A 21,973-nucleotide genomic window follows, 5' to 3' on the forward strand; every position below is an offset into this window, starting at 1 on the left:
ATCGGCCACGTGCGCCTGAACTTCGGGTGCGCGCCCGAGGTGATCGAGGAGGCGATCGCGCGCGTCGGCGCGCTCGTGACGCGCTGACGAGTTTGCGCACCATAGAGAGGTAAGGCTAACCTAACTGGGTGACCAGCTCGGTGGAGACCTCCGTCCGACCCGCCTACCGGCCCTACCGGGCGCGGGTGGTGGGCGTCGAACGACTCGGCCCCTCGTTCCGTCGCGTGCACTTCCACGGCGACGGGTTCGAGGACTTCGGCACCGCCGGACTCGACCAGCGCCTCAAGCTCCTGCTGCCGACCCCCGAGGCCCCAAGGACCGGCATCGCCGATGAGCCCCACGACGGGCTCTGGTACGCGCGCTGGCGGGCGATGCCCACCGCCGAGCGTCCGATCCTGCGCACGTATACGGTGCGGCGCATCCGCGAGGGTGTGCTGACCATCGACTTCGTCGTGCACCACGACGCCGGGCCCGCGGGCGCCTGGGCCGAGGCGGCCGATCTCGGCGACGAGATCGTCATCGTCGGCCCCGACGAACTCAGCTCCGACTCGCGCAGCGGCATCGACTGGCACCCCCGCGGCGCCCGCACCGTGCTGCTGGCCGGCGACGAGACGGCGGCGCCCGCGATCTGCTCGATCCTCGAATCGCTCCACGGCACGGATGTCGCGGCTACCGCGTTCATCGAGGTGCCGCACGCGGCCGACGCGCAGCACGTCGAACTCGCACCGCGTTCGACGCTCACCTGGCTCGCCCGCGACGAGGCCGAGCACGGCGAGACGCTCATCGACGCGGTGCGCGTCTGGTGCGCGGCATCCCGCCATCATCTCGACTCCGTTGCGGCCGCCGAGCGTCAGGAGCTGGCGGACATCGATGTCGACCGGGAACTGCTCTGGGATGCCCCGACAGGTGGCGTCGGCGACTTCTACGCATGGATGGCGGGGGAGTCCTCGGTCGTGAAGACCCTGCGTCGACTGCTCGTGCAGGATCACGGCGTCGACCGCTCCCGGGTCGCATTCATGGGCTACTGGCGAGCGGGGCAGTCGGAGCGCACGGAGTGACCCCCGGTCACAGAGGGCGCCGCACCGCGGTGCTCTGGACTGCGGCGTGCCTGACGCTCGTCGCCGTCGTCGTCGCGAGCCTCGCGATCGGCTCCCGTCCGATCGCGCCGAACGTCGTGTGGCAGGCCCTCACGGTGTTCGATCCGAGCAACCCCGACCACAGCGTCGTGGTGACCCAGCGGGTGCCGCGCACCGTCATCGGTCTCGCGGCGGGAGCGGCGCTGGGGCTCGCCGGCACGATGATGCAGGGCCTGACCCGCAACCCGCTCGCCGATCCCGGACTGCTCGGTGTGAACGCCGGGGCATCCGTCGCGGTCTTGCTGGCGATCACCGTGCTCGGCGCCGCCACACCCGAGGCGTTCGTGTGGTTCGCGTTCGCGGGCGCCGCCGCCGCAGCCCTCCTCGTGGGAGCGGTCGCGGGCATCGCCGGGGCACAGCCCGCGCGGCTCGCGCTCACCGGCGCGGCCGTCACGGCGGCCCTCACCGCGATCGTGCTCGCCGTTCTCACCTCCAGCGCCACGACTCTCGCCGTCTACCGGTACTGGACCGTCGGAGGTCTCACCGCGCGCGGTCTCGACGCAGTCGCCCTCGTCGCCGTACCGCTCGTCATCGGCGCCGTGATCGCGCTCGGCGTCGCCCGCGGACTCGATCTGCTCGCCCTCGGCGACGACGTCGCGGCCGGCCTCGGCCACTCCGCCACCCGCACCCGGATTCTCGGCGTCGTCGCGAGCGTGCTCCTGTGCGGCGGCGCGACCGCCATCGCGGGCCCGATCGTCTTCCTCGGACTCGCGGTGCCCCACCTCCTGCGCCCGCTCCGCGGCGGCTCGTACAGCCGCCTCATGCCCCTCGCGATCCCCGTCGGTGCCGCCCTCCTCGTGAGCGCCGACGTCGTCGGGCGTCTGATCGCCCCGCCCGGCGAGGTGCAGGCGGGAGTGGTCGTCGCCTTCCTCGGTGCTCCGCTGCTGATGCTGCTCGTGCTGCGCCGCCGGCTGGTGACCGTATGACCGCGCTCACCGCCTCGCTGGCGGCCGTCGACCGGGTGCGTCGCGGCCTGCGCCGACGCGCGCTCCTGGTCGCCGCCGCGATGACCATCGTGCTGCTCGTCGCGGCGACCCTCGCGCTCGGCCTCGGCGACTACCCGATGGACCCCGGGCAGGTGCTGCGCACCCTCGTCGGAGGCGGGACCCGCATCGAGACCTACATCGTGTGGGAGACCCGGATGCCGCGCTTCGCGATGGCTGTCGTGGCCGGGGGCGCTCTCGCCCTCGCCGGGGCGCTCCTCCAGGCGCTGCTGCGCAACCCGCTCGCGAGCCCCGACCTGCTCGGGATCAGCGGTGGCGCGAGGTGTTCGGCATCGCCGGGCCGCTGCTTGCCGTGGTCGCGTTCGGCGGGGGAGCCGCGGTGGCGGTGCTGCTGCTCGTGGCCGCCGCGCGGCGCGGACAGAGCGGCTTCCGCATCATCCTCGCGGGCATCGGCGTCTCGTTCCTGTGCGCCTGCGTGATCGATTACCTGCTGACCCGGTCGAAGATCGAGCAGGCGCAGGCGGCGTACGTGTGGCTCGCGGGAAGCCTGAATGCGACGCCCTGGTGGCAGGTCGCCACCGTCGCCGCCGTTGTCGTCGTCACGCTTCCGGCGGTGCTGCTCGCGGCACGCGACCTGCCCGTGCTCGCCCTCGGACCCGACGCGGCGTCGGGGCTCGGCGTGCGGCTCGGGTTCGTGCGCCTCGCGGTCATCGCGGCGGCCGTGCTTCTCACCGCCACGGTGTGCGCCTTCTGCGGGCCGATCTCGTTCGTCGCGCTGTGCGCGCCCGCGATCGCGCGCTCGCTGCGCCGCGGCGCCGCTCCCTCGCTCGGCACGAGCGCGCTCGTGGGCTCCGTGCTGCTCGTCGGTGCCGACCTCGTCGCGCAGCACGCGTGGCCGGGACGCAGCATCCCCGTGGGCGCGGTCACCGGCGCGCTCGGCGCCGTCTTCCTGCTGTGGCTCCTCGCGACCTCGAAGGGACGCTTCGCATGACCACCGCCTCCGCACACCTCCGCGTCGAAGGGCTCGCCGCCGGCTACCCCGGGCGCCGGGTCCTCGACGGGCTCGACCTCGACATCGCCCCCGGACGGCTCACCGTCATCATCGGGGCGAACGCGAGCGGCAAGTCCACCCTCCTGTCGACCCTCGCGCGACTGCGCGCGCCGCTCGCCGGCCGGGTGACGCTCGACGGCGACGACATCGCGGGGATGCCCCGCCGGAGCCTCGCTCAGTCCGTCGGCCTGCTGCCGCAGCATCCGATCGCCCCCGACGGCGTCACCGTCGCCGAACTCGTCTCCCGAGGCCGCCACCCCCACCGCGGCGCCCTCGGACGCTGGCGCAGCGACGACGCCCGCGTGGTCGCCGACGCCATGGTGCAGACCGGGGTCGCCGACCTCGCCGACCGTCCCGTCGACGACCTGTCGGGCGGTCAGCGTCAGCGCGTCTGGATAGCGATGGCGCTCGCCCAGCAGCCGCGTGCGCTGCTGCTCGACGAGCCGACGAGCTTCCTCGACCTCGCCCACCAGATCGACGTGCTCGAGCTGCTGCGCCGCATCAACCGCACGGAGGGCACGACCGTCGTCGCCGTCCTGCACGAACTCGCCCTCGCGGCCCGCTACGCCGACGACCTCGTCGTCATGGCGGACGGCGCCGTCATCGCCCACGGTGCGCCGGGCGACGTGCTCACTCCCGCGACCGTCGCGGCCGCGTTCGGTCTCGACGCCGTCGTGATCCCCGATCCCGTGACGGGGAGCCCCCTCGTCATCCCCCGAACGCACGCCGACTCTGCACCCGCCGTGCCATCCCTCCCCTGAAAGGCAGCACATGACCCGTTCCCGTTCCCGACTCGCCGCCCTCGCGGCGGTCGTCGCAGCGACCCTCGCCCTTGCCGGCTGCGCCGGATCCGGCGCCGCATCCTCGACCACGGCCTCCTCCGACGGCTTCCCGGTCACGATCTCCGATGCGCTCGGCGGCGCCACGATCGCCAGCGCCCCCGAGCGCGTCGTGACGTGGGGCTGGGGTGCGACCGAGGCCGCGCTCGCGCTCCGCACCGTGCCCGTCGCGGTCGCGTCGATGGACTACGGCGGGGGTGACAACAAGCTCACCCCGTGGGTCGAGAAGGCGCTCACGGACCTCGGTGCCGCGACCCCGACCGTGCTCGACTCGTCGGCGCAGACGGTGCCGATCGAAGCCGTCCTGGCCGCCAACCCCGACCTGTTCCTCGCTCCGTACTCGGGAATCACGCAGGACGAGCGGGACGCCCTCGTGAAGGCCGGAGTGACGGTCGTGGCCTACCCCGACCACGCCTGGTCGACCCCGTGGCGCGACGTCATCTCGATCGTCGGGAAGGCGCTGGGCAAGGCCGTCGCCGCCACCACGCTGCTCGCGAACCTCGACAAGCTGGTCGCGGACACCGCTGCGGCCCATCCCGAGTTCCAGGGCACCTCGATCGCCTACGTGGACGACGACGTGAACACGTTCTACATGTACGTCGACGCGGATCCGCGCGTCGAGATCCTGCGCGACCTCGGCTTCACCTCCACACCGAGCCTCGACGCACTCGACCCGAAGGACGGCAACTTCTACACGACCGTTAGCTACGAGCAGCTCGACAAGGTCGACGCGCAGGTCATCCTCATCCAGGGCGAGCAGCAGGCGGACCTCGACACCTTCCTGCAGTCCTCCCGAGGCCAGCTGATCCCGGCCGTCGCCACGGGTGCGGTCGCGGAGGTGGTCGGCGAGGAGAACGTCGCCGCGGTCTCGCCCACGGCGCTGTCGCTGCCGTGGCTTCTGCCCACGCTCGCCGAGAAGCTCTCGGCGGCGGTGAAGACCGCCAAGGGCTGAGCGACCCGTCGTCCGCGGGGCATCCGGCGCGCAGTCGGGTGCCCCGCGCGATTTATACTGGGAGGCTGACCCCGTCGGGTCGCTCTCCCCACCCCTCAACGGATCGGATCTGACCGTGCTCGCCGTCCACGATCTCGAGATCCGCGTCGGCGCACGCGTGCTGATGTCGGATGTCTCGTTCCGCGTCGGCCCGGGCGACAAGGTGGGGCTCGTCGGCCGCAACGGCGCCGGGAAGACCACCCTCACGAAGGTGCTCGCGGGTGACCTGCTGCCGAGCAACGGTGGTGTGGATCGCGCCGGCGAGCTTGGGTACCTGCCGCAGGACCCCCGCTCCGGCAACCCCGACGACCTCGCCCGCACCCGCATCCTCGATGCGCGCGGTCTCGGCCAGCTCGCGATCGGCATGCACGAGGCATCGCTCGAGATGGCCTCCGACGACCCGGATGCCGCGGCGAAGGCCATGCGGCGCTACGGATCGCTCACCGAGCGCTTCGAGGCCCTGGGCGGGTACGCCGCCGAGGCGGAGGCGGCATCCATCGCCCACAACCTCTCGCTGCCCGACCGCATCCTCGACCAGCCGCTGCGAACCCTCTCGGGCGGCCAGCGTCGTCGTATCGAGCTCGCGCGCATCCTCTTCTCGGACGCGCAGACGATGATCCTCGACGAGCCGACCAACCACCTCGACGCCGACAGCGTCGTGTGGCTGCGGGAGTTCCTCAAGAGCTACAAGGGCGGGCTGATCGTCATCAGCCACGACATCGAGCTGGTCGGCGAGACCGTCAACCGGGTGTTCTACCTCGACGCGAACCGTCAGGTCATCGACATCTACAACATGAACTGGAAGAACTACCTGCGTCAGCGGGTCGCCGACGAGGAGCGCCGCAAGAAGGAGCGCGCCAACGCGGAGAAGAAGGCGACCGCGCTGCAGCAGCAGGCGGCGCGGTTCGGGGCGAAGGCGTCGAAGGCGGCGGCCGCGCACCAGATGGTCGCGCGCGCCGAGAAGCTGCTGTCGGGGCTCGACGACGTGCGTCAGGAGGATCGCGTCGCGAAGCTGCGCTTCCCGAAGCCGGCCGCGTGCGGCAAGACGCCGCTGCGCGCCTCGGGCCTGTCGAAGTCGTACGGGTCGCTCGAGATCTTCACCGACGTCGACCTTGCGATCGACCGGGGCTCCAAGGTCGTGGTGCTGGGGCTCAACGGCGCGGGCAAGACGACGCTGCTGCGCATCCTCGCGGGCGTGGACCTCGCCGACACCGGTCAGGTGGAGCCGGGCCACGGGCTGAAGATCGGCTACTACGCCCAGGAGCACGAGAACATCGACACGTCACGCTCGGTGCTCGACAACATGATGTCGGCTGCGCCCGACCTGAACGCGACCGAGGCCCGCAAGGTGCTGGGCTCGTTCCTGTTCACGGGCGACGACGTGCTCAAGCCAGCCGGCGTGCTCTCCGGCGGTGAGAAGACGCGCCTGTCGTTGGCGACGCTCGTGGTGTCGGCGGCGAACGTGCTGCTGCTCGACGAGCCGACGAACAACCTCGATCCGGCATCGCGCGACGAGATCCTCGGCGCGCTCGCCCACTACGAGGGGGCCGTCATCCTCGTCTCCCACGACGAGGGTGCTGTCGAGGCGCTGAATCCCGAGCGCGTGCTGATCCTCCCCGACGGAGTCGAGGACATCTGGGGCCGCGACTACGCCGACCTGATCACACTGGCCTGAGCGGGCGGATGCCTCACGCCCCCGCGTGATCGAGCAGCTCGTCCTCGATCTCGGCGTCGCTGCGACGCCGCTTGCGAGGTGCGTACTCGATGCCGTCGTCGTCTTCCTCATCGTCGTCCGGTGTGCGGTCGAGCCCCCGGCGTTTGCGGATCTCGGTGCGGATGACGTAGCCGATGAACCCGAACCCCATGACGGCGAACATGATCCACTGGATCGCGTACGACAGGTACGGGCCCGGGTCGTTGTCGGGAGCGGCGAGCGGGGTGGGTACGGATGCCGCGGCGGGGTCCTCCGACACCATCAGGCCGTAGAGGCCGGTGTAGGTCTCGGACCCCGTCGTCGCAGCGACGAGGGGGAGGTTGATGCTCGGCACCTGTCCTGTGATCGTGCCGCGCCCCGACGGCAGCGCCTCAGACGGCTGGGCTCGCGCGATCACCGTGACTTCGCCGCTCGGGGGAGCGGGGATCGTGCTCGGGCCGTCGCCGGTGGCGGCCGGCGGCACCCAGCCGCGGTCGATGATCAGCACCCTCCCGTCGTCGAGCGTGAGGGGGGTGAGCACCTCGAACCCGGTCGTGCCGTTGTTGATGCGGTTGCGCGCGACGACCTGTTCGGCGACGTCGTACGTCCCGCGCACGCTGATCGGCTGCCACTGCTTCGAGGGGTCGAGCGAGCCGTCGGCGGCGAGCACGGCGTCGAGGGAGACCGGCGTCGCGTCGTAGTTGTTCGAGATGAGCGACAGCTGGTCGGAGCGCCACGTATTGCGGCCGAACTGCCAGTTCGAGAGGAACGCGCACGAGATCGCGAAGAGGATCGCGACGGCGACGTACCCGGTCCAGCGCAGCCAGCGACGCGGGTCTTCCACGGGCGCGCTCACGAGGCGGCCGTCAGGGTCGATGTCCACACGGGGAAGTCGCGGGAGGTGAGGAAGCCGGTCAGGAACTCGACGTGCGCGTCGCACGCGGTCCAGGTCTTGCGTCGGTCCTCGGCGTGGATGCGCGGGTTGCGCCAGTCGATCCGCCAGGACGCGTCGGCGCGGCATCCTGCTCGTGAACAGGGTGTCGCAGCACTCACGCGGTGCCGTCCCGATCGATGCGGGTCGACTCGGAGATCGTGATGACCGTCGGTGTCTCGGGGTGGGCGTCGACCGCCCGTGTCGCAGGTTCCTCGGCCGTCTGATCTGTCGGGGCGCTCGCGGTGCTCGAGATCAGGTCCTGACCGACGTTGGCGATGACGACGGCGATGTAGGGGAGGAGCGCCGCCGCAGCGCCGAAGACCCAGGTGTACCAGCCGTAGGGCGTGACGAGCACCATCAGCAGGAAGCAGACGACGCGCACCGACATCGACACCAGGTACTTGACCTGGCGCGATCGCTCGTCCTCGCGCGGGGCGCGCGGGAGCGAGGTGGCGGTCTGAGGGGTGAGGCGCTTCACGGTGAGACCAGCGTACGCCGGTCCCATCGTGACGCGACCCGATCAGTAGCCGCGGTAGGTCGCGGCCGAACCGATGACGGCGAAGATGAAGATGACGTAGATCACGGTGAAGATCACACTCAGACCCACGAACACGTAGCCCACGATGAGACCGGCGACGGCGAGACCGTGTCCGTCTTCGCCGGTGCGCTTGATCTGGCTGAGTGCGACGTGACCGAACACGATGCCGAGCACCGAGAACACGAAGGCGAACACCAGAGACAGGATGGCGAAGAGGTTCGTCCTCTGCGCGGGTGCGTACGCGTACGTCGGGGTCGCCTGATAGGCGGGCGGGTACCCGGGCGCTGCGGGAGGGGCGTAGGTCGGCGCTGCCGGAGGGGCGGCCTCGTACGCGGGCGGTGCCGGGGCGGCGGGCGGCGCCGTCGGCTCGGCGGCCGTCGGGGGCGTCGCGGGTGCAGGGGTCGGGTTCTCGTCGTTCGGAGTGCTCACGGCGGTGCCTTTCTCGTCTGTGGCACCAGAGTCCCAGTGCCGACAACGGCTGTCAAACTTCCGCTCGATAGGCTGGCCGGAGCTGTCCCACGAGTCTGGAGTTCCCTGCATGTCCCTCGACAAGGTCGTCCTCGTCACCGGCGGAAACCGCGGCATCGGCCGCGCCATCGCCGAGCGCTTCGTGTCCACCGGCTACACGAAGGTCGCGGTCACGGCCCGGTCCGGGGAGGGACCCGCCGGAACCCTGACGGTGCGCGCCGACGTCACCGACGCGGCATCCCTCGACGCTGCCTTCACCGAGATCGAGGCGACCCTCGGCGCCGTCGAGATCGTCGTCGCGAACGCGGGCATCACCCGCGACACACTTCTGCTGCGCATGAGCGAGCAGGACTTCGACGATGTCGTCGCGACGAACCTCGGCGGCACCTTCCGCGTCGTCAAGCGCGCGGCGAAGGGTCTGCTGAAGGCGCGCTGGGGACGGGTCATCCTCATCTCGAGCGTCGTGGGCCTCTACGGCTCGGCGGGGCAGATCAACTACTCGAGCTCGAAGGCCGCCCTCGTCGGATTCGCGCGGTCGCTCACCCGCGAGCTCGGCGGACGCGGCATCACCGCGAACGTCGTGGCGCCCGGCTTCATCGAGACCGACATGACCGCTGAGCTCCCCGAGGCGACGCAGGCGGAGTACAAGAAGAACATCCCCGCGGGCAGGTTCGCCTCAGCCGACGAGGTCGCGGGCGTGGTCACGTGGCTCGCCTCCGATGACGCGGCGTACATCTCCGGCGCGGTCATTCCCGTCGACGGCGGCCTCGGGATGGGGCACTGACCCTCAGGGCAGCAGCGGGATGAGCTGAGCGAGGTCGACCCGGGCGGCGACCAGATTCGCACGGGCGCGCACGGCGGGCTTCGCGTTGAACGCGACGCCGAGGCCGGCGGTGGCCATCATCGTCAGGTCGTTCGCGCCGTCGCCGACCGCGAGAGTGCGATGCGAGGGGATGCCGCGCTCCGCCGCCCACGCGAGGAGCGTGTCGGCCTTCGCCTGGGCGTCGACGACGTCGCCGTCGACGACGCCGGTGAGAGCGCTGCCGTCATGCGCGAGGCGGTTGGCGCGCCACACATCGACCCCGAGCTGGGGCGCGATGTGGTCGAGCACCTCGTGGAACCCACCGGAGACGACACCGAAGACACCGTCCCGCGCGTGAACTGCTGCGGCGAGCTCGTGGACGCCCGGGGTGGGCTCGATGCGCGCCCGCACGCGCGCGAACGCGTCGAGCGAGACGCCCGTCAGCGCCGAGACCCGTGAGCGCAGACTCGTCGCGAAGTCGACCTCGCCCCGCATGGCCGCCTCGGTCGCCGCCGCGACCTCCGCACCGCGCCCCGCCTCGTCCGCGATGAGCTCGATCACCTCGTTGCGGATCAGCGTGGAGTCGGCGTCGAGCACGATGAGGAAGCGAGCGGGCACGCGCTCCACCGTAGCGGGAGGCGATGCGACTCATGGCGTAACACGATGTCTCACCTCGTCACACGCCCGCATACGGTCGTGGTTGCTGAGTGTGTTCCATGGCTCGCCTGTACCCCCGCTGAAAGCCCATCGAGGAGCCTCTCGCATGAGATCGTCCCGTCGCGCCGTCGTCACGGCCGCACTGTCCGTCATCCTCGCCGCCACCCTGAGCGCGTGCGGCCTCGCCCAGGGCGCGCCGAGCGCCGACGCGAGCGCGAAGACATCGATCAAGATCGGATTCAACCCCGGCCCCTACCAGGACATGTTCGAAGGCGGCATCGCCCCGATTCTGGCGAAGGAGGGCTTCCAGGCCGAGTCCGTCTCCTTCACCGACGGCATCGTCGTGAACGTGGCGGTCGCCAACGGCGAGATCGACGCGAACATCATGCAGCACCCGGTCTACATGGACGCGATCAATCAGCAGGAGAACATCCACAACGCCGCGCTCGTGCAGGTGCCGACGCCCCCGATGGCACTGTTCGGCGGCAAGAAGAGCTCCCTCGACGCCGTCGCGGACGGCGACACCGTGGCTGTCCCGAACGCGCCGTCCAACATGTACCGAGCCTTCAAGGTGCTCGAGCAGGTCGGCTGGATCACCCTCAAGCCTGACACCCAGCCCGCGACCACCTCTCCGGCCGACATCGCCACGAACCCCCACGGGATCCAGATCGTGGCACTCGAGAACGCGCAGCAGGTGCCGTCGCTGCAGGATGTCGCGTACTCGGTCATCCAGGGCAACTTCGTCGTCTCGGGCGGGCTCAAGCTGACCGCCGCGCTCGCGCTCGAGAACCTGGCCGACAAGTTCTCCGTGGTCGTCGCTGTCGATGAGAAGAACCTCGACACCCCCTGGGCGAAGGCGATCGCCGCCGCGTACGCGTCGCCGGAGTTCGCCAGCTACATCTCTTCCCACTCCGAGTACGACGGCTACCACCTGCCCGCCGCGCTGCAGCAGAAGTGACTGGCTCCGGCGACGGCGGGGCGGCGGTCCGGTTCACCGGCGTCCGTCGCGTGCACCGGGGTGGCACGGTCGCGCTCGACGGGGTGGATCTCGCCGTCCCGCACGGATCGATCTTCGGCGTCATCGGTCACAGCGGTGCCGGCAAGAGCACGCTCATCCGCATGGTGAACGCGCTGGATAGGCCGACGACCGGAACGGTTGAAGTCGACGGCGTCGACCTCCATTCGCTCTCCGGCGATGAGCTGCGGGCTGCGCAGAAGCGCACCGGGATGGTGTTCCAGCAGTTCAATCTGCTCGAAACCGTCTCCGTGCGCGACAACGTGGCGATGCCGCTGCGCCTCGACGGTGTGCGTGCCGCCGAGGCGCGCCGCCGCGCGGCCGACGCGCTCGAATTCGTGGGACTCGGGTCCATGGCCGACCGTCGCCCGCGCGAGCTGTCCGGCGGGCAGCGCCAGCGTGTCGGCATCGCCCGGGCGATCGTCCGCAACCCCCGGGTCCTGCTGTGCGATGAGGCGACGAGTGCGCTCGATCCCACGACGACCGCGCAGGTGCTGCAGCTCATCGCGCGCATCAACGAGGAGTACGGCACGACCGTGCTCGTCGTCACGCACGAGATGGACGTGATCAAGGACCTGTGCCATGAGGTCGCCGTGATGGAGTCCGGCCGCATCATCGAGCAGGGCTCGGTGCTCGACGTGTTCGTGCGCCCGCGCACGGAGACCGCCCGCACGTTCGTCGGCACGGTGATCCCGCACGAGATCCCGTCGCGCGTGCGCGAGCGCCTCGGCGGCGCCGCCCTGCTGCACCTGCTGCTCATCGACGAGCAGGTCACCGCGCCGCTCGTATCGGGGCTGATCCACCGATTCGGTGTGCAGGTGAACATCCTGCACGCCGACATGACCGACATCCAGGGTCACACTGTCGGGCAGATGGTGGTGCAGATCGACGGGAACGCTGCGGCCGTCGCCGCCGCCCGCGCCGCGCTCGGCGACCAGGTCACCGCGATCGAGGAGGTCGCCGCATGAGACCGGACGCTCTGACCCTCATCACGCCGGAGCAGTTCCTCCAGGAGCTCGGCGCCACCTTCTACATGGTGGGTGTCTCGCTCTTCTTCGGTGCGATCCTCGGACTCGCGATCGGCGTGCTTCTTGTCGCGACCCGGCCCCGCGGCATCCTGCCTCAGCGCGTGGTGTTCGTCGTGCTCTCCACAATCGTGAACATCGTGCGATCGCTGCCGTTCATCATCCTGCTCGTCGCGATCATCCCGTTCACCCGGCTGCTCGTCGGCACGACGATCGGCGCGAACGCCGCGATCGTGCCGTTGACGATCATGGTGGCGCCCTACATCGCCCGGCTCGTCGAGAACTCACTGCTCGACGTTCCGCCCGGAATCGTCGAAGCGGCGCGGGCGATGGGGGCGACCCCGTGGCAGATCTTCGTGCGGTTCCTGCTGCCCGAGGCGCGCGGATCCCTGATCCTCGCGCTGACGACCGCCTCGATCGGACTCCTGGATGCCTCCGCCATGGCCGGCACGGTGGGTGCGGGCGGTATCGGCGACCTCGCGATCTCGTACGGCTATCAGCGCTTCGACGGCATCGCCATGCTCGTGACGGTGGTGACGCTGATCGTGATCGTCCAGGTCATCCAGCTCATCGGCACACGGCTTGCCCGACGCGCCCGACGGGAGTGACGATGGCCGACTTCCGACGAGCCGGCCGGGTCGGCCTTCTGCCCCAGAGCTTCTTCGCAGGGCTCGACGCGCAGATCGCGCACGCCCGCGCGAGCGGCGTCGACGTCATCGACCTGTCGAAGGGCAATCCCGATCTGCCGACGCCTCCCGCGATCGTCGAGGCGATGCAGCGTGAGGTCGCGCGGCCCGAGAACCACGCGTATCCGTCGTTCCGCCCGCGTCCCTCGGTGCTCGCGGCCATCGCCGAGCGCTACCGCATCGACCACGGCGTCGAGCTCGACACCACGACGCAGATCGCGGTGTTCCACGGCTCCCACGAGGCGCTCATGGCCGGCATCCTCGCATTCGCCGACCCGGGGGAGACAGTCGTCCTGCCCGATCCGGCATATCCGATGTACCACTCGGCGGCGCTCTTCGCCGGCGCGCGGGAGGTGTCGCTGCCCCTCTCGGAGACCGACGGTCAGCCCGAGTGGGAGGCGATCGACGGTCTCGAGTCCGCCCGCGTCCTGGTGCTGAACTACCCGAACAACCCGACGGGCGCGGTCGCGACCGGCGCGACGTTCGAGCGGGCCGTGTCGGTGGCGCGGCGACTGGACGCCCTGTTCGTCCACGACTTCGCCTATGCGTCCCTCGGCTTCGATGACGGCGCGCCGCTTTCGGCGCTCGCCTCCGATCCCGGGGCCGAGCGCACCGTCGAGCTCGCCACGCTCTCGAAGACCTACAACATGGCCGGCTGGCGCTTCGGTTTCGCCGTCGGCAACGCGTCGGCGATCGCGGCGATGCGGGCCTACCAGTCCCACGCCTTCAGCACGATCTTCGGCGCCACGCAGGAGGCGGCGGCGGTCGCGCTCGCGGGCGATCAGTCCGCCGCCGAGGAGATCGTCGGCACGTACCGGGCACGCCGCGATGCGGCCGTCGCGGGACTCCGGGACGCCGGCTACGCCGTGCATCGCCCGGGCGGATCCTTCTTCGTCTGGATCGATCTGCCCGACGGCACCGACGACGCCGCGTTCGCCGCGCGGCTTCTCGCGGAGCACGGCGTGGCGGTCGCCCCGGGGGCGGGGTTCGGGCCCCGTGGGGCGGGCCGCATCCGGCTCAGCCTCGTGCATCCGATTGACATACTCGAAAAGGCGGTCGCCCGAATGGGCGCCGCCCTGACCTGACCCACCGGGAGGACCCCATGGCCGACGTCGAGAGCTTCACGCTCGACCACACCGCCGTCATCGCACCGTACGTGCGCCTCATCTCCGTCGAGCGCGGACCGCGTGGCGACGCGATCTCCAACTTCGACGTGCGCTTCGTGCAGCCCAACGAGGGCGAGATCCCGACGGCCGCGCTGCACACGATCGAGCACACGATCGCGAGCCTGCTGCGCGACCACCTCGACGGCGTCATCGACATCTCACCGTTCGGCTGCCGCACCGGATTCCACCTGATCGTGTGGGGCGAGCCCGCTGTCGCTGACGTCGTCCCCGCGATCCGCGAGAGCCTGCGGGCGATCGCCGAGGACGTGCAGTGGGAGGACGTGCCCGGCGTCGACGCGTTCAGCTGCGGCAACTATCGCGACCACAGCCTCCACGGCGCTCGCGCGTGGGCCCGTGACATCCTCGCTCAGGGCATCAGCCTCGACGCGTTCACCCGCGTCGGCGTCTGAGCCCGTCGCGGCATCCGCAGTCCTGACCGAGCGGATGCCGCGGCTCAGCTGTCGATGCGCACGCCCTTGCCGACCACGGTGATGCCCGAGTCCGTGACGGTGAAGCCGCGTGACAGGTCGAGTTCGCGGTCGACGCCGACTGTCGCGCCGTCGGCGAGCACGACGTTCTTGTCGAGGATCGCCCGGTGGATGCGGGCGCCCGCGCCGATGCGCACGCGGTCGAACAGCACGGCGTCGGTGATCGTCGCGCCGCCTCCCGAGAGTGTCCACGGGCCCACGACGCTGCGCTCGAGATGGGTGCCCGAGAGCACCGAGCCGAGAGAGACGATCGAGTCGATCGTGTTGCCGATGCGCCCGACGGCGTCGCGCACGAACTTCGCGGGCGGCGAGTTGAGCATCTGCGAGTGGATCGGCCAGTCGGTGTTGTAGAGGTTGAAGACCGGCAGGGTCGAGATCAGGTCGCGATGCGCGTCGAAGAACGAATCGATCGTGCCGACGTCGCGCCAGTAGGCACGGTCGCGGGCGGTGGAGCCCGGCACCTCGTTGTCCTTGAAGTCGTACACGCCCGCCTCGCCGCGTGAGACGAAGTAGGGGATGATGTCGCCGCCCATGTCGTGGTTCGACGTCGGCAGCTCGCCGTCGGACGTGACCGCCTCGATGAGCGCATCGGTGTCGAAGATGTAGTTGCCCATCGATGCGAGCACCTCGTGGGGTGCGTCGGCGAGCCCCGTGGGGTTCTGCGGCTTCTCGAGGAACTCGCGGATGCGCGTCGGGTCGGTCGGTTCGACGTCGATGACCCCGAACTGGTCGGCGAGCCCGATCGGCTGCCGGATGCCCGCGACCGTCGCCCGCGCACCGGAGGCGATGTGGGCCTCGAGCATCTGGCGGAAGTCCATGCGGTAGACGTGGTCTGCGCCGACGACGACGACGATGTCAGGGGCTTCGTCGTGGATGAGGTTCAGGCTCTGCAGGATCGCGTCGGCCGACCCCGAGAACCACCGCTTGCCGAGCCGCTGCTGTGCGGGCACCGACGTGACGTAGGAGTCCAGCAGCGCCGACATCCGCCACGTCTGCGAGATGTGACGGTCGAGGCTGTGGGACTTGTACTGGGTCAGCACGACGAGCTGGCGCAGGCCCGAGTTGATGAGGTTCGAGATGGCGAAGTCGATCAGGCGGTACTGTCCGCCGAACGGGACGGCCGGCTTCGCTCTGTCGACCGTGAGCGGCATGAGCCGCTTGCCCTCCCCGCCCGCGAGGATGATGCCGAAGACCTTCTTGTGCGTCCCTGCCATGGCTCCACACTAGGCGGGCTTCCACCCGTGTACTAGCGTCCTTGACATGCGCGTCGACATCGTCACGAAGGAGTATCCGCCGGAGATCTACGGGGGAGCCGGAGTGCACGTCGCCGAGATCGTGCGGGCGCTGCGCGCCCTCGCCGGTGAGCGAGACGTCGACGTGCAGGTGCACGCGTTCGGCGCGGCGCGCGACGAGGTAGGGACGACCTCCTACGCGACGCCGCCGGGCCTGGCTGGAGCGAACGGGGCGCTGCAGACCCTCGGGGTCGACCTCGAGATCGTCTCGGATGTCGCGGGCGCCGACGTCGTGCACTCGCACACCTGGTATGCGAACTACGCGGGCTTCCTCGCGTCGCTGCTGCACGGCATCCCGCATGTCGTCACCGCCCACAGCCTGGAGCCGCTGCGACCGTGGAAGGCCGAGCAGCTCGGGGGTGGGTACGCCCTCTCCAGCTACATCGAGAAGACCGCCTACGAGCAGGCGGCCGCCATCGTCGCCGTGAGCGACGGGATGCGGCGCGACATCCTCCGCTCCTACCCCGCCCTCGACCCTGGCAAGGTGCGGGTCATCTACAACGGCATCGACGCCGAGGCGTGGCATCCGACCGACAACCCGGAGGTGCTCGCCCGATTCGGCATCGATCCCGCGCGGCCCTCGGTGGTCTTCGTCGGACGCATCACCCGCCAGAAGGGTCTGCCGTATCTGCTGCGGGCCGCGCGGCAGCTGCCGCCCGACGTGCAGCTGGTGCTCTGTGCGGGAGCGCCTGACACCCCGCAGATCCTTGCCGAGGTCGAAGGGCTCGTGCAGGAGCTGCAGGCCACCCGTGACGGCGTCGTGTGGATCGACCAGCTGCTTCCCCGGCCCGAACTGTCGGCCATCCTGAGCGCGGCGACGACGTTCGTGTGCCCGTCGATCTACGAGCCGCTGGGCATCGTCAACCTCGAGGCGATGGCGTGCGGTGCCGCCGTCGTCGGTACGGCGACGGGCGGCATCCCCGAGGTCGTCGTCGACGGCGTGACCGGGCGGCTCGTGCCGATCGAGCAGGTGCAGGACGGCACCGGCACTCCCGTCGACCCCGACCGGTACGTGCACGACCTGGCCCGCACCCTCATCGAGGTCGTGAGCGACCCGGCCGCAGCGGCCGCCTACGGCCGCGCCGGCCGCGAACGCGCCGTCGAGGCCTTCAGCTGGGCGCGCATCGCCGAGCAAACCGCCGCGCTCTACACGGAGGTCATCGGCCGCGCCGGATAGGCTGGAGTCATGCCGCAGGTGCTCGAATTCGCCGATGTCGTCGTTCGTCGCAACGCGAAGGACATCGTCGAACACCTGACCTGGTCTGTGGCCGGCGACGAGCGCTGGGTCGTGCTGGGCCCGAACGGCGCCGGCAAGACCACGGTGCTGCAGCTGGCGGCGGCGCTGCTCTACCCGACCTCGGGAACGGTCTCGATCCTGGGGGAGCGGCTGGGACGCACGGATGTCTTCGACCTCCGTCCGCGCATCGGCTTCGCGTCGACGGCGCTGAGCCGCCGCATCCCGTCGGAGGAGAGCGTGCTCGACGTCGTGCTCACCGCCGCCTACTCGGTGCTCGGACGCTGGCGGGAGCAGTACGAGGCGATCGACGAGCGCCGTGCGCTGCGTGTGCTCGCCGAGTGGAAGCTCGACCACCTTGCCGACCGCTCGTTCGGCACACTGTCCGACGGCGAACAGAAGCGGGTGCAGATCGCGCGAGCGGTGATGACCGACCCGGAGCTGCTCATGCTCGACGAGCCGACCGCGAGCCTCGATCTCGGCTCCCGCGAGGAGCTCGTCTCGCTCCTCGGCGGCTACGCCCAGGCGCCGAGCACGCCCGCGATGATCATGGTGACCCACCACGTCGAGGAGATCCCGATCGGATTCACCCACGTGCTGCTCATGCGCGAGGCGCAGGCGGTGGCGGCGGGTCCGCTCGCCGACACGCTCACCGCGGCGAACCTGAGCGCGACCTTCGGCGTTGACGTCGAACTCGACGAGCACGAGGGGCGCTTCGCCGCCCGCGCCGTGCGTTCCCGCTGAGCCGCCCGACCTGATAGACTCTCCCCTTGGTGCGTTCGGCACCGCAGACTTTCCTCCGTCTCTCGCAAGGAATCCGATGAAGACTGACATCCACCCCGCCTACGACCTCGTCGTCTTCCGCGACCTCGGCTCGGGCGAGACCTTCCTCACCCGCTCGACCGCGTCGAGCGACAAGACCATCGAGCTCGACGGCGTCGAGTACCCGGTCATCGACGTCGAGATCTCGTCGGCGTCGCACCCGTTCTACACGGGCAAGCAGCGCATCCTCGACTCGGCCGGTCGCGTCGAGAAGTTCAACCAGCGCTTCAAGAACTTCGGCGCTCGCTGAGTCGCCGCACCGCGAAGGCCCCGCCTGCTTCGGCAGGTCGGGGCCTTCGTCGTTGTCGGCGGTCGATGATCGTGGCGACCGCACGTCGAGGGCGACGTCTGCCGAGGCGTGCCGCTCAGCGCACCGGCCACGCGCCGTCGAGGGCGTCATCGGGGTCGAGGCGGCCGATGCGCACGAAATACTCGGTGAGGCTCTCCGCCTGCGACCGTGCCCACGCCACCTGCGCGGTGTGCAGGGCCGCCGGGGTCGACGGCAGTTCATCCGCGTAGCGGTCGAGCAGGGCGAGGGCTACGCGGCCGGCGGCGACGGCGTCGGCGGATGCCTCGTGGGCGCCCGTGAGCGCGACGCCATAGTGCGCTGCCACCACGTCGAGGGTGCGCTTTCCCTTGCGGTACCGATCGACGTTCTTGTCGAGCACGAGCGGGTCGATCACCGGCGTGGGGTCAGCGATCGGCGGAACACCGTGCCGCGCCGCCTCGTGCGCGAGGAGCGAGAAGTCGTAGGCGGCGTTGTAGGCGACCACCGGCACTCCCGCGTCGAACAGCGCGCGCAGTTCGGCGACGATCTCGGTCACGACTGCCGCGGCGGGTCGCCCGTCGCGGCGGGCGCGCTCGGTCGTGACACCGTGCACAGCTGTCGCCCCCGCGGGGATCTCGATGCCCGGATCGGCGAGCCAGGAGGCTGAGGAGAGGACCGTTCCGTCGGCGTCGAGCACGCCCACATAGGCAGTCACGATGCGGTCGGTCGTGACGTCGACCCCGGTCGTCTCGAGGTCGAACACGCCGACGCGCGCCGCCCAGTCGATGGTGTCGAAGCCCGGGAGCATGTCGTGCGCGGCCATGACTCGACGCTAGAGGGGAGGTGCGACATCCCGATGCAGGCGCGCCCGGGCGGCACGGAGCGGCGCCGTAGACTCGGGGGATGATCGTCGACGCCGGGCCCTATGCCGCACGGCTCGCCGACCGGCGGGTCGAGGGCCACGAGGTCGAGGTCCTCGGCGGCATGACCCGCTACTGGACCTACGATCCTCCGGTGGGCGTCGAGCCGTGGGCGACCGTCGTCGCCGTGCACGGCTTCCGCGGCGAGCACCACGGGCTCGACCCCGTCGTCGCGCATCTCGACGGCGTGCGTGTCGTCTCTCCGGATCTCCCGGGCTTCGGCGAGACGCCGCCGCTCCCCGGTCGCACCCACGACCTCGACGCCTACGCGCAGTGGCTGACCGAGTTCGTCGCCGCCGTCGCGCCCGGCGCCGTCGTGCTCGGCCACTCGTTCGGCTCGATCGTCTCGGCGGCCGCCGTGGCGCGCGGGCTCGAGACCCCGCGCCTCGTGCTCGTGAACCCGATCGGTGCACCGGCGCTCGAGGGACCCCGCGGCATCCTCACCCGGCTCGCGGTCTTCTACTACCGCGCCGGGGCGGCCCTGCCCGCCCCGCTCGGCGAGGGCCTGCTCCGCAACCGAGCGATCGTGCGCGCCATGAGCATCGCGATGGTGAAGACCCGCGATCCCGAGCTGCGGCGCTTCGTGCACGCCCAGCACGACGCGTACTTCTCCCGGTTCGCCGATCGCGACGTGCTCAGTGACGCGTTCCTGACCTCCGTCTCGCACGACGTGCGGGCGTTCGCGCCGCGTGTCGCCGTGCCGACGCTGCTGGTGGCCGCGCAGCTCGACGACATCACCCCGATCGAGGCCGAGCGCACGCTCGCGACGCTGTTCGACGACGTCGAGTTGGTCGAGATCCCCGGGGTGGGGCACCTCATCCACTACGAGACGCCGGAGCCCGCGGCATCCGCCATCAGTCGTTTTCTGCGAGCCGGCGCCGATACGCGTTGACGTTCATACGGTTCCCGCAGTTGCCCGAGTCGCAGTAGCGCTTCGACCCGTTGCGGCTGAAGTCGACGTAGACGCCCTGGCAGTCGTCGGCCGAGCATACGCGCACGCGGTCGTAGGCGTCCTGGCGGATCACGTCGACGAACGCCATCGCCGACTCGACCATCATTCGCACGGCGAGCGGCGCGTCGTCGTCCGTCGCGTGGATGTGCCAGTCGTACGGCTCGTGGATGACGAGCCGGGGGAGGGCGCTGCCGTCGGCGAGCATCGCGTTGACGAGGGGAACCGCGTCAGCGCGGTCGCTGTGCCAGAGGGCGTGCAGGCGGTCCCGGATGCCGCGCACCGCCGCCCGCTCGCGGTCGTCCCGGGCGATCGCTCCGCTGTACGGATGCGCGGCGAGGAACTCCTCCATGTCGTCGGCTGTGAGGAGGCGATCGACGTCGGAGGCGGCGGTGATCGGCAGGGTGTTGACCAGGTCGGCGGCCATGCGCAGGGACTCCGCCGTGTCATGAATGAAAAGCATGTTGACTCCTGACGCCCCGATCCCTTACGGTCATGAGTGTAATCACTGAACGGTCCTGACAGATCGGCGCCGCATGTCCGCTCCCACCGCACCCGTCCCGCTGATCGTCCCGACCCTCGCGACGGTGCCGCTGCGCGACACGCCGCGCTTCGCGCCGTCCGGGCTCGTGTTCGCGGTCGGCTCGGCGTTCGCGTTCTCGTCGAGCGGCCCGCTCATGAAGCCGCTGCTCGAGGCCGGCTGGTCGGTGAGCGCCGTGCTGCTGGTGCGCATGACGCTCGCGGGGCTCGTGCTCTCGCCGGCGCTCGTGCGCGCGATCCGGCTCGAACCCGGGTTCCTGCGCCGCCACGCGATGACGATCCTCGCGTTCGGGGCCACCGGGGTCGCCGGCTGCCAGATCCTCTATTTCTCGGCGATGCAGCGAATGCCGGTCGCGATGGCCCTGCTGATCCAGTACCTCGCGCCCGTGCTGCTCGTCGCCGTGGCCTGGGTGCGCACCCGACGCAGTCCCTCGAGGCTCGTCCTCACCGGGTCCGTGCTCGCGATCGCGGGGCTGGTGCTCGTCGTCGACGTGACCGGCGCGCGATTCGACGTGCTCGGCACCGTCTTCGCGCTCGGTGCCGCGGTGTGCGTCGCCGCCTACTTCGTCATCGCGGAGCGCGCGGGTGACCGTCTGCCCGCCCTCGCGCTCGCATCCGGCGGGCTGCTCGTCGGCGCCGCGGTCATGGCGCTCGTGGGGGTGACCGGCCTCCTGCCCCTGCACGCCGCGTTCGTCGACGTCACCTTCGCCGGCGTCGCGGTGCCGTGGTTCGTACCACTCGCCTGGGTGGGGCTCGTCGCGACATCCCTCGGCTATGGCCTCGGCATCGCCGCGGTGCCGCGCATCGGCTCGCGGGTCGCGTCGTTCGTGGGGCTGTCGGAGGTGCTGTTCGCGCTGCTGTTCGCGGCGCTGCTGCTCGGCGAGCTGCCGGGCCCGGTGCAGTATGTGGGGGCGGCGGTGCTGCTCACCGGCGTCGTGCTGGTTCGGCTCGACGCGCGGCCCGCTCAGGTCAGCGCTCCGAGCGCGCGAGGTCGATGAGGGGCGCGACCCGGTAGGGGATGAGCTCGTCCATCACGAGCGACGTCTCGGTGCGCTCGACGCCGTCGATGGCGAGGATGCGACGGTCGGTGGTGAACAGATGCGGGGTGTCGCGACAGGCCACGCGCACGAGGAGGTCCATCGAGCCGGCGAGGCCGTTGGCCTGCACCACCTCGGGGATGAGGGCGATCTCGTCGCGGATGCGGGGGATCTCGGGCTGTCGCAGGCGCACCGAGATGAACGCATCGATCGGATAGCCGAGCGCCGTGGTGGAGATCGCGCGCTCGTAGCTCAAGAGCGCACCGGCGCGCTCGAGCCGCGACATCCGCGCCTGCACGGTGTTGCGGGACATGCCGAGGTCGTCGGCGAGCGAGGTCACCGCTCGACGAGGGTCGGCAGACAATGCCTGGAGAAGAGCGAGATCACTCGCATCGAGTATCGCCATAATGGGGGACATTAGCACCGCTCAGAGGCAATATGCGCACTCGAATTGTTTCAGGCGTGAAAAATGCTCCTC

Annotated in this window: 27 protein-coding genes; 18 read left to right on the top strand and 9 right to left on the bottom strand. The window is 70.5% G+C overall.

What is annotated here, in order from left to right; all coding sequences use genetic code 11:
- The first annotated feature begins 128 nt into the window (after positions 1–128).
- From ABT08_RS07000 to ABT08_RS07030, 7 genes are all read left to right on the top strand, one after another.
- Complete coding sequence (locus ABT08_RS07000; RefSeq protein WP_056518553.1) at positions 129–1,058, top strand: siderophore-interacting protein; 930 nt, start codon at positions 129–131, stop codon at positions 1,056–1,058.
- Positions 1,055–2,062 carry a FecCD family ABC transporter permease gene (locus ABT08_RS07005; RefSeq protein WP_045245985.1) on the top strand — a complete coding sequence of 336 codons (1,008 nt, stop codon included), beginning with the start codon at positions 1,055–1,057 and terminating at the stop codon, positions 2,060–2,062. Before ABT08_RS07000 ends, ABT08_RS07005 begins: the two co-directional genes overlap by 4 nt.
- A complete protein-coding gene (locus tag ABT08_RS07010) occupies positions 2,059–2,559 on the top strand; it encodes an iron chelate uptake ABC transporter family permease subunit (protein ID WP_288114371.1) in 501 nt (166 codons plus the stop codon). Before ABT08_RS07005 ends, ABT08_RS07010 begins: the two co-directional genes overlap by 4 nt.
- Positions 2,460–3,071 carry a FecCD family ABC transporter permease gene (locus ABT08_RS07015; RefSeq protein ID WP_288114373.1) on the top strand — a complete coding sequence of 204 codons (612 nt, stop codon included), beginning with the start codon at positions 2,460–2,462 and terminating at the stop codon, positions 3,069–3,071. The genes ABT08_RS07010 and ABT08_RS07015 overlap by 100 nt, the downstream gene beginning before the upstream one ends.
- Positions 3,068–3,892 (top strand): ABC transporter ATP-binding protein, encoded by an 825-nt coding sequence (locus ABT08_RS07020; RefSeq protein ID WP_288114375.1) that lies wholly within the window; start codon positions 3,068–3,070, stop codon positions 3,890–3,892. The genes ABT08_RS07015 and ABT08_RS07020 overlap by 4 nt, the downstream gene beginning before the upstream one ends.
- A gap of 10 nt (positions 3,893–3,902) precedes the next feature.
- Complete coding sequence (locus ABT08_RS07025) at positions 3,903–4,922, top strand: ABC transporter substrate-binding protein (protein ID WP_056209150.1); 1,020 nt, start codon at positions 3,903–3,905, stop codon at positions 4,920–4,922.
- A 115-nt stretch (positions 4,923–5,037) separates the two neighbouring features.
- Positions 5,038–6,636: an ABC-F family ATP-binding cassette domain-containing protein gene (locus ABT08_RS07030; RefSeq protein ID WP_288114378.1), complete on the top strand. Its 1,599-nt coding sequence runs from the start codon at positions 5,038–5,040 to the stop codon at positions 6,634–6,636.
- A 13-nt stretch (positions 6,637–6,649) separates the two neighbouring features.
- Here the strand turns inward: ABT08_RS07030 and ABT08_RS07035 are convergent, their stop codons facing one another.
- The 4 genes from ABT08_RS07035 to ABT08_RS07050 are packed head-to-tail and all read right to left on the bottom strand — an operon-like array spanning position 6,650 to position 8,555.
- Positions 6,650–7,510 carry an SURF1 family cytochrome oxidase biogenesis protein gene (locus ABT08_RS07035; RefSeq protein WP_288114380.1) on the bottom strand — a complete coding sequence of 287 codons (861 nt, stop codon included), beginning with the start codon at positions 7,508–7,510 and terminating at the stop codon, positions 6,650–6,652.
- A complete protein-coding gene (locus tag ABT08_RS07040) occupies positions 7,507–7,707 on the bottom strand; it encodes a hypothetical protein (RefSeq protein ID WP_045248164.1) in 201 nt (66 codons plus the stop codon). The genes ABT08_RS07035 and ABT08_RS07040 overlap by 4 nt, the downstream gene beginning before the upstream one ends.
- On the bottom strand, positions 7,704–8,066 hold the full coding sequence (locus ABT08_RS07045; RefSeq protein ID WP_082483198.1) for a DUF3099 domain-containing protein: 363 nt from the start codon (positions 8,064–8,066) through the stop codon (positions 7,704–7,706). The genes ABT08_RS07040 and ABT08_RS07045 overlap by 4 nt, the downstream gene beginning before the upstream one ends.
- A 42-nt stretch (positions 8,067–8,108) precedes the next feature.
- The gene (locus ABT08_RS07050; RefSeq protein ID WP_056209138.1) at positions 8,109–8,555 is read right to left on the bottom strand and encodes a DUF4190 domain-containing protein; all 447 of its coding nucleotides are present in this window, start codon (positions 8,553–8,555) and stop codon (positions 8,109–8,111) included.
- A 109-nt stretch (positions 8,556–8,664) separates the two neighbouring features.
- On the opposite strand from ABT08_RS07050, the gene fabG reads away from it, so the two are divergent.
- A complete protein-coding gene (gene fabG / locus ABT08_RS07055) occupies positions 8,665–9,378 on the top strand; it encodes a 3-oxoacyl-ACP reductase FabG (RefSeq protein WP_056209134.1) in 714 nt (237 codons plus the stop codon).
- Between the two features lie 3 nt (positions 9,379–9,381).
- Here fabG and serB read toward each other — a convergent pair whose 3' ends face one another.
- Positions 9,382–10,023 (bottom strand): phosphoserine phosphatase SerB, encoded by a 642-nt coding sequence (gene serB / locus ABT08_RS07060; RefSeq protein WP_416361453.1) that lies wholly within the window; start codon positions 10,021–10,023, stop codon positions 9,382–9,384.
- Between the two features lie 136 nt (positions 10,024–10,159).
- On the opposite strand from serB, the gene ABT08_RS07065 reads away from it, so the two are divergent.
- The 5 genes from ABT08_RS07065 to ABT08_RS07085 are packed head-to-tail and all read left to right on the top strand — an operon-like array spanning position 10,160 to position 14,355.
- Positions 10,160–11,011, top strand: a complete 852-nt coding sequence (locus tag ABT08_RS07065) for a MetQ/NlpA family ABC transporter substrate-binding protein (protein ID WP_288114384.1) — start codon at positions 10,160–10,162, stop codon at positions 11,009–11,011.
- On the top strand, positions 11,008–12,036 hold the full coding sequence (locus tag ABT08_RS07070) for a methionine ABC transporter ATP-binding protein (protein WP_235557343.1): 1,029 nt from the start codon (positions 11,008–11,010) through the stop codon (positions 12,034–12,036). Before ABT08_RS07065 ends, ABT08_RS07070 begins: the two co-directional genes overlap by 4 nt.
- Positions 12,033–12,701, top strand: coding sequence for a methionine ABC transporter permease (locus ABT08_RS07075; protein WP_056209128.1), 669 nt, complete (start codon positions 12,033–12,035; stop codon positions 12,699–12,701). The genes ABT08_RS07070 and ABT08_RS07075 overlap by 4 nt, the downstream gene beginning before the upstream one ends.
- A gap of 2 nt (positions 12,702–12,703) precedes the next feature.
- A complete protein-coding gene (locus ABT08_RS07080) occupies positions 12,704–13,864 on the top strand; it encodes an aminotransferase class I/II-fold pyridoxal phosphate-dependent enzyme (protein ID WP_288114387.1) in 1,161 nt (386 codons plus the stop codon).
- A 17-nt stretch (positions 13,865–13,881) separates the two neighbouring features.
- A complete protein-coding gene (locus tag ABT08_RS07085) occupies positions 13,882–14,355 on the top strand; it encodes an S-ribosylhomocysteine lyase (protein WP_056209121.1) in 474 nt (157 codons plus the stop codon).
- Positions 14,356–14,399: 44 nt separating this feature from the next.
- On the opposite strand, the gene ABT08_RS07090 is transcribed toward ABT08_RS07085, so the two are convergent.
- Positions 14,400–15,647, bottom strand: a complete 1,248-nt coding sequence (locus ABT08_RS07090; protein WP_045248156.1) for a glucose-1-phosphate adenylyltransferase — start codon at positions 15,645–15,647, stop codon at positions 14,400–14,402.
- A 46-nt stretch (positions 15,648–15,693) separates the two neighbouring features.
- On the opposite strand from ABT08_RS07090, the gene glgA reads away from it, so the two are divergent.
- From glgA to ABT08_RS07105, 3 genes are all read left to right on the top strand, one after another.
- Positions 15,694–16,902 (top strand): glycogen synthase, encoded by a 1,209-nt coding sequence (gene glgA, locus ABT08_RS07095; protein WP_056518555.1) that lies wholly within the window; start codon positions 15,694–15,696, stop codon positions 16,900–16,902.
- A 9-nt stretch (positions 16,903–16,911) separates the two neighbouring features.
- Positions 16,912–17,703: an ABC transporter ATP-binding protein gene (locus tag ABT08_RS07100; RefSeq protein WP_056209118.1), complete on the top strand. Its 792-nt coding sequence runs from the start codon at positions 16,912–16,914 to the stop codon at positions 17,701–17,703.
- A gap of 76 nt (positions 17,704–17,779) precedes the next feature.
- A complete protein-coding gene (locus ABT08_RS07105) occupies positions 17,780–18,031 on the top strand; it encodes a type B 50S ribosomal protein L31 (protein ID WP_045248153.1) in 252 nt (83 codons plus the stop codon).
- Positions 18,032–18,146: 115 nt separating this feature from the next.
- Here ABT08_RS07105 and ABT08_RS07110 read toward each other — a convergent pair whose 3' ends face one another.
- Positions 18,147–18,872 (bottom strand): 3'-5' exonuclease, encoded by a 726-nt coding sequence (locus ABT08_RS07110; RefSeq protein ID WP_048808950.1) that lies wholly within the window; start codon positions 18,870–18,872, stop codon positions 18,147–18,149.
- 80 nt (positions 18,873–18,952) lie between these two features.
- On the opposite strand from ABT08_RS07110, the gene ABT08_RS07115 reads away from it, so the two are divergent.
- Entirely contained in the window at positions 18,953–19,861 is a 909-nt protein-coding gene (locus ABT08_RS07115; protein WP_056209114.1) for an alpha/beta fold hydrolase, read from the top strand.
- Here ABT08_RS07115 and ABT08_RS07120 read toward each other — a convergent pair.
- Complete coding sequence (locus tag ABT08_RS07120) at positions 19,824–20,381, bottom strand: CGNR zinc finger domain-containing protein (protein WP_056209112.1); 558 nt, start codon at positions 20,379–20,381, stop codon at positions 19,824–19,826. The genes ABT08_RS07115 and ABT08_RS07120 overlap by 38 nt on opposite strands.
- A 73-nt stretch (positions 20,382–20,454) precedes the next feature.
- Between ABT08_RS07120 and ABT08_RS07125 the strand changes: the two genes are divergently transcribed.
- Positions 20,455–21,456, top strand: a complete 1,002-nt coding sequence (locus tag ABT08_RS07125; protein WP_082483186.1) for an EamA family transporter — start codon at positions 20,455–20,457, stop codon at positions 21,454–21,456.
- Here the strand turns inward: ABT08_RS07125 and ABT08_RS07130 are convergent.
- Positions 21,428–21,901, bottom strand: coding sequence for an Lrp/AsnC family transcriptional regulator (locus ABT08_RS07130; protein ID WP_137878092.1), 474 nt, complete (start codon positions 21,899–21,901; stop codon positions 21,428–21,430). The genes ABT08_RS07125 and ABT08_RS07130 overlap by 29 nt on opposite strands.
- Positions 21,902–21,973 lie beyond the last annotated feature (72 nt).

It is taken from the genome of Microbacterium sp. SCN 71-21 (assembly GCF_001725695.1).
Taxonomy (GTDB): Bacteria; Actinomycetota; Actinomycetes; order Actinomycetales; family Microbacteriaceae; genus Microbacterium; species Microbacterium ginsengisoli.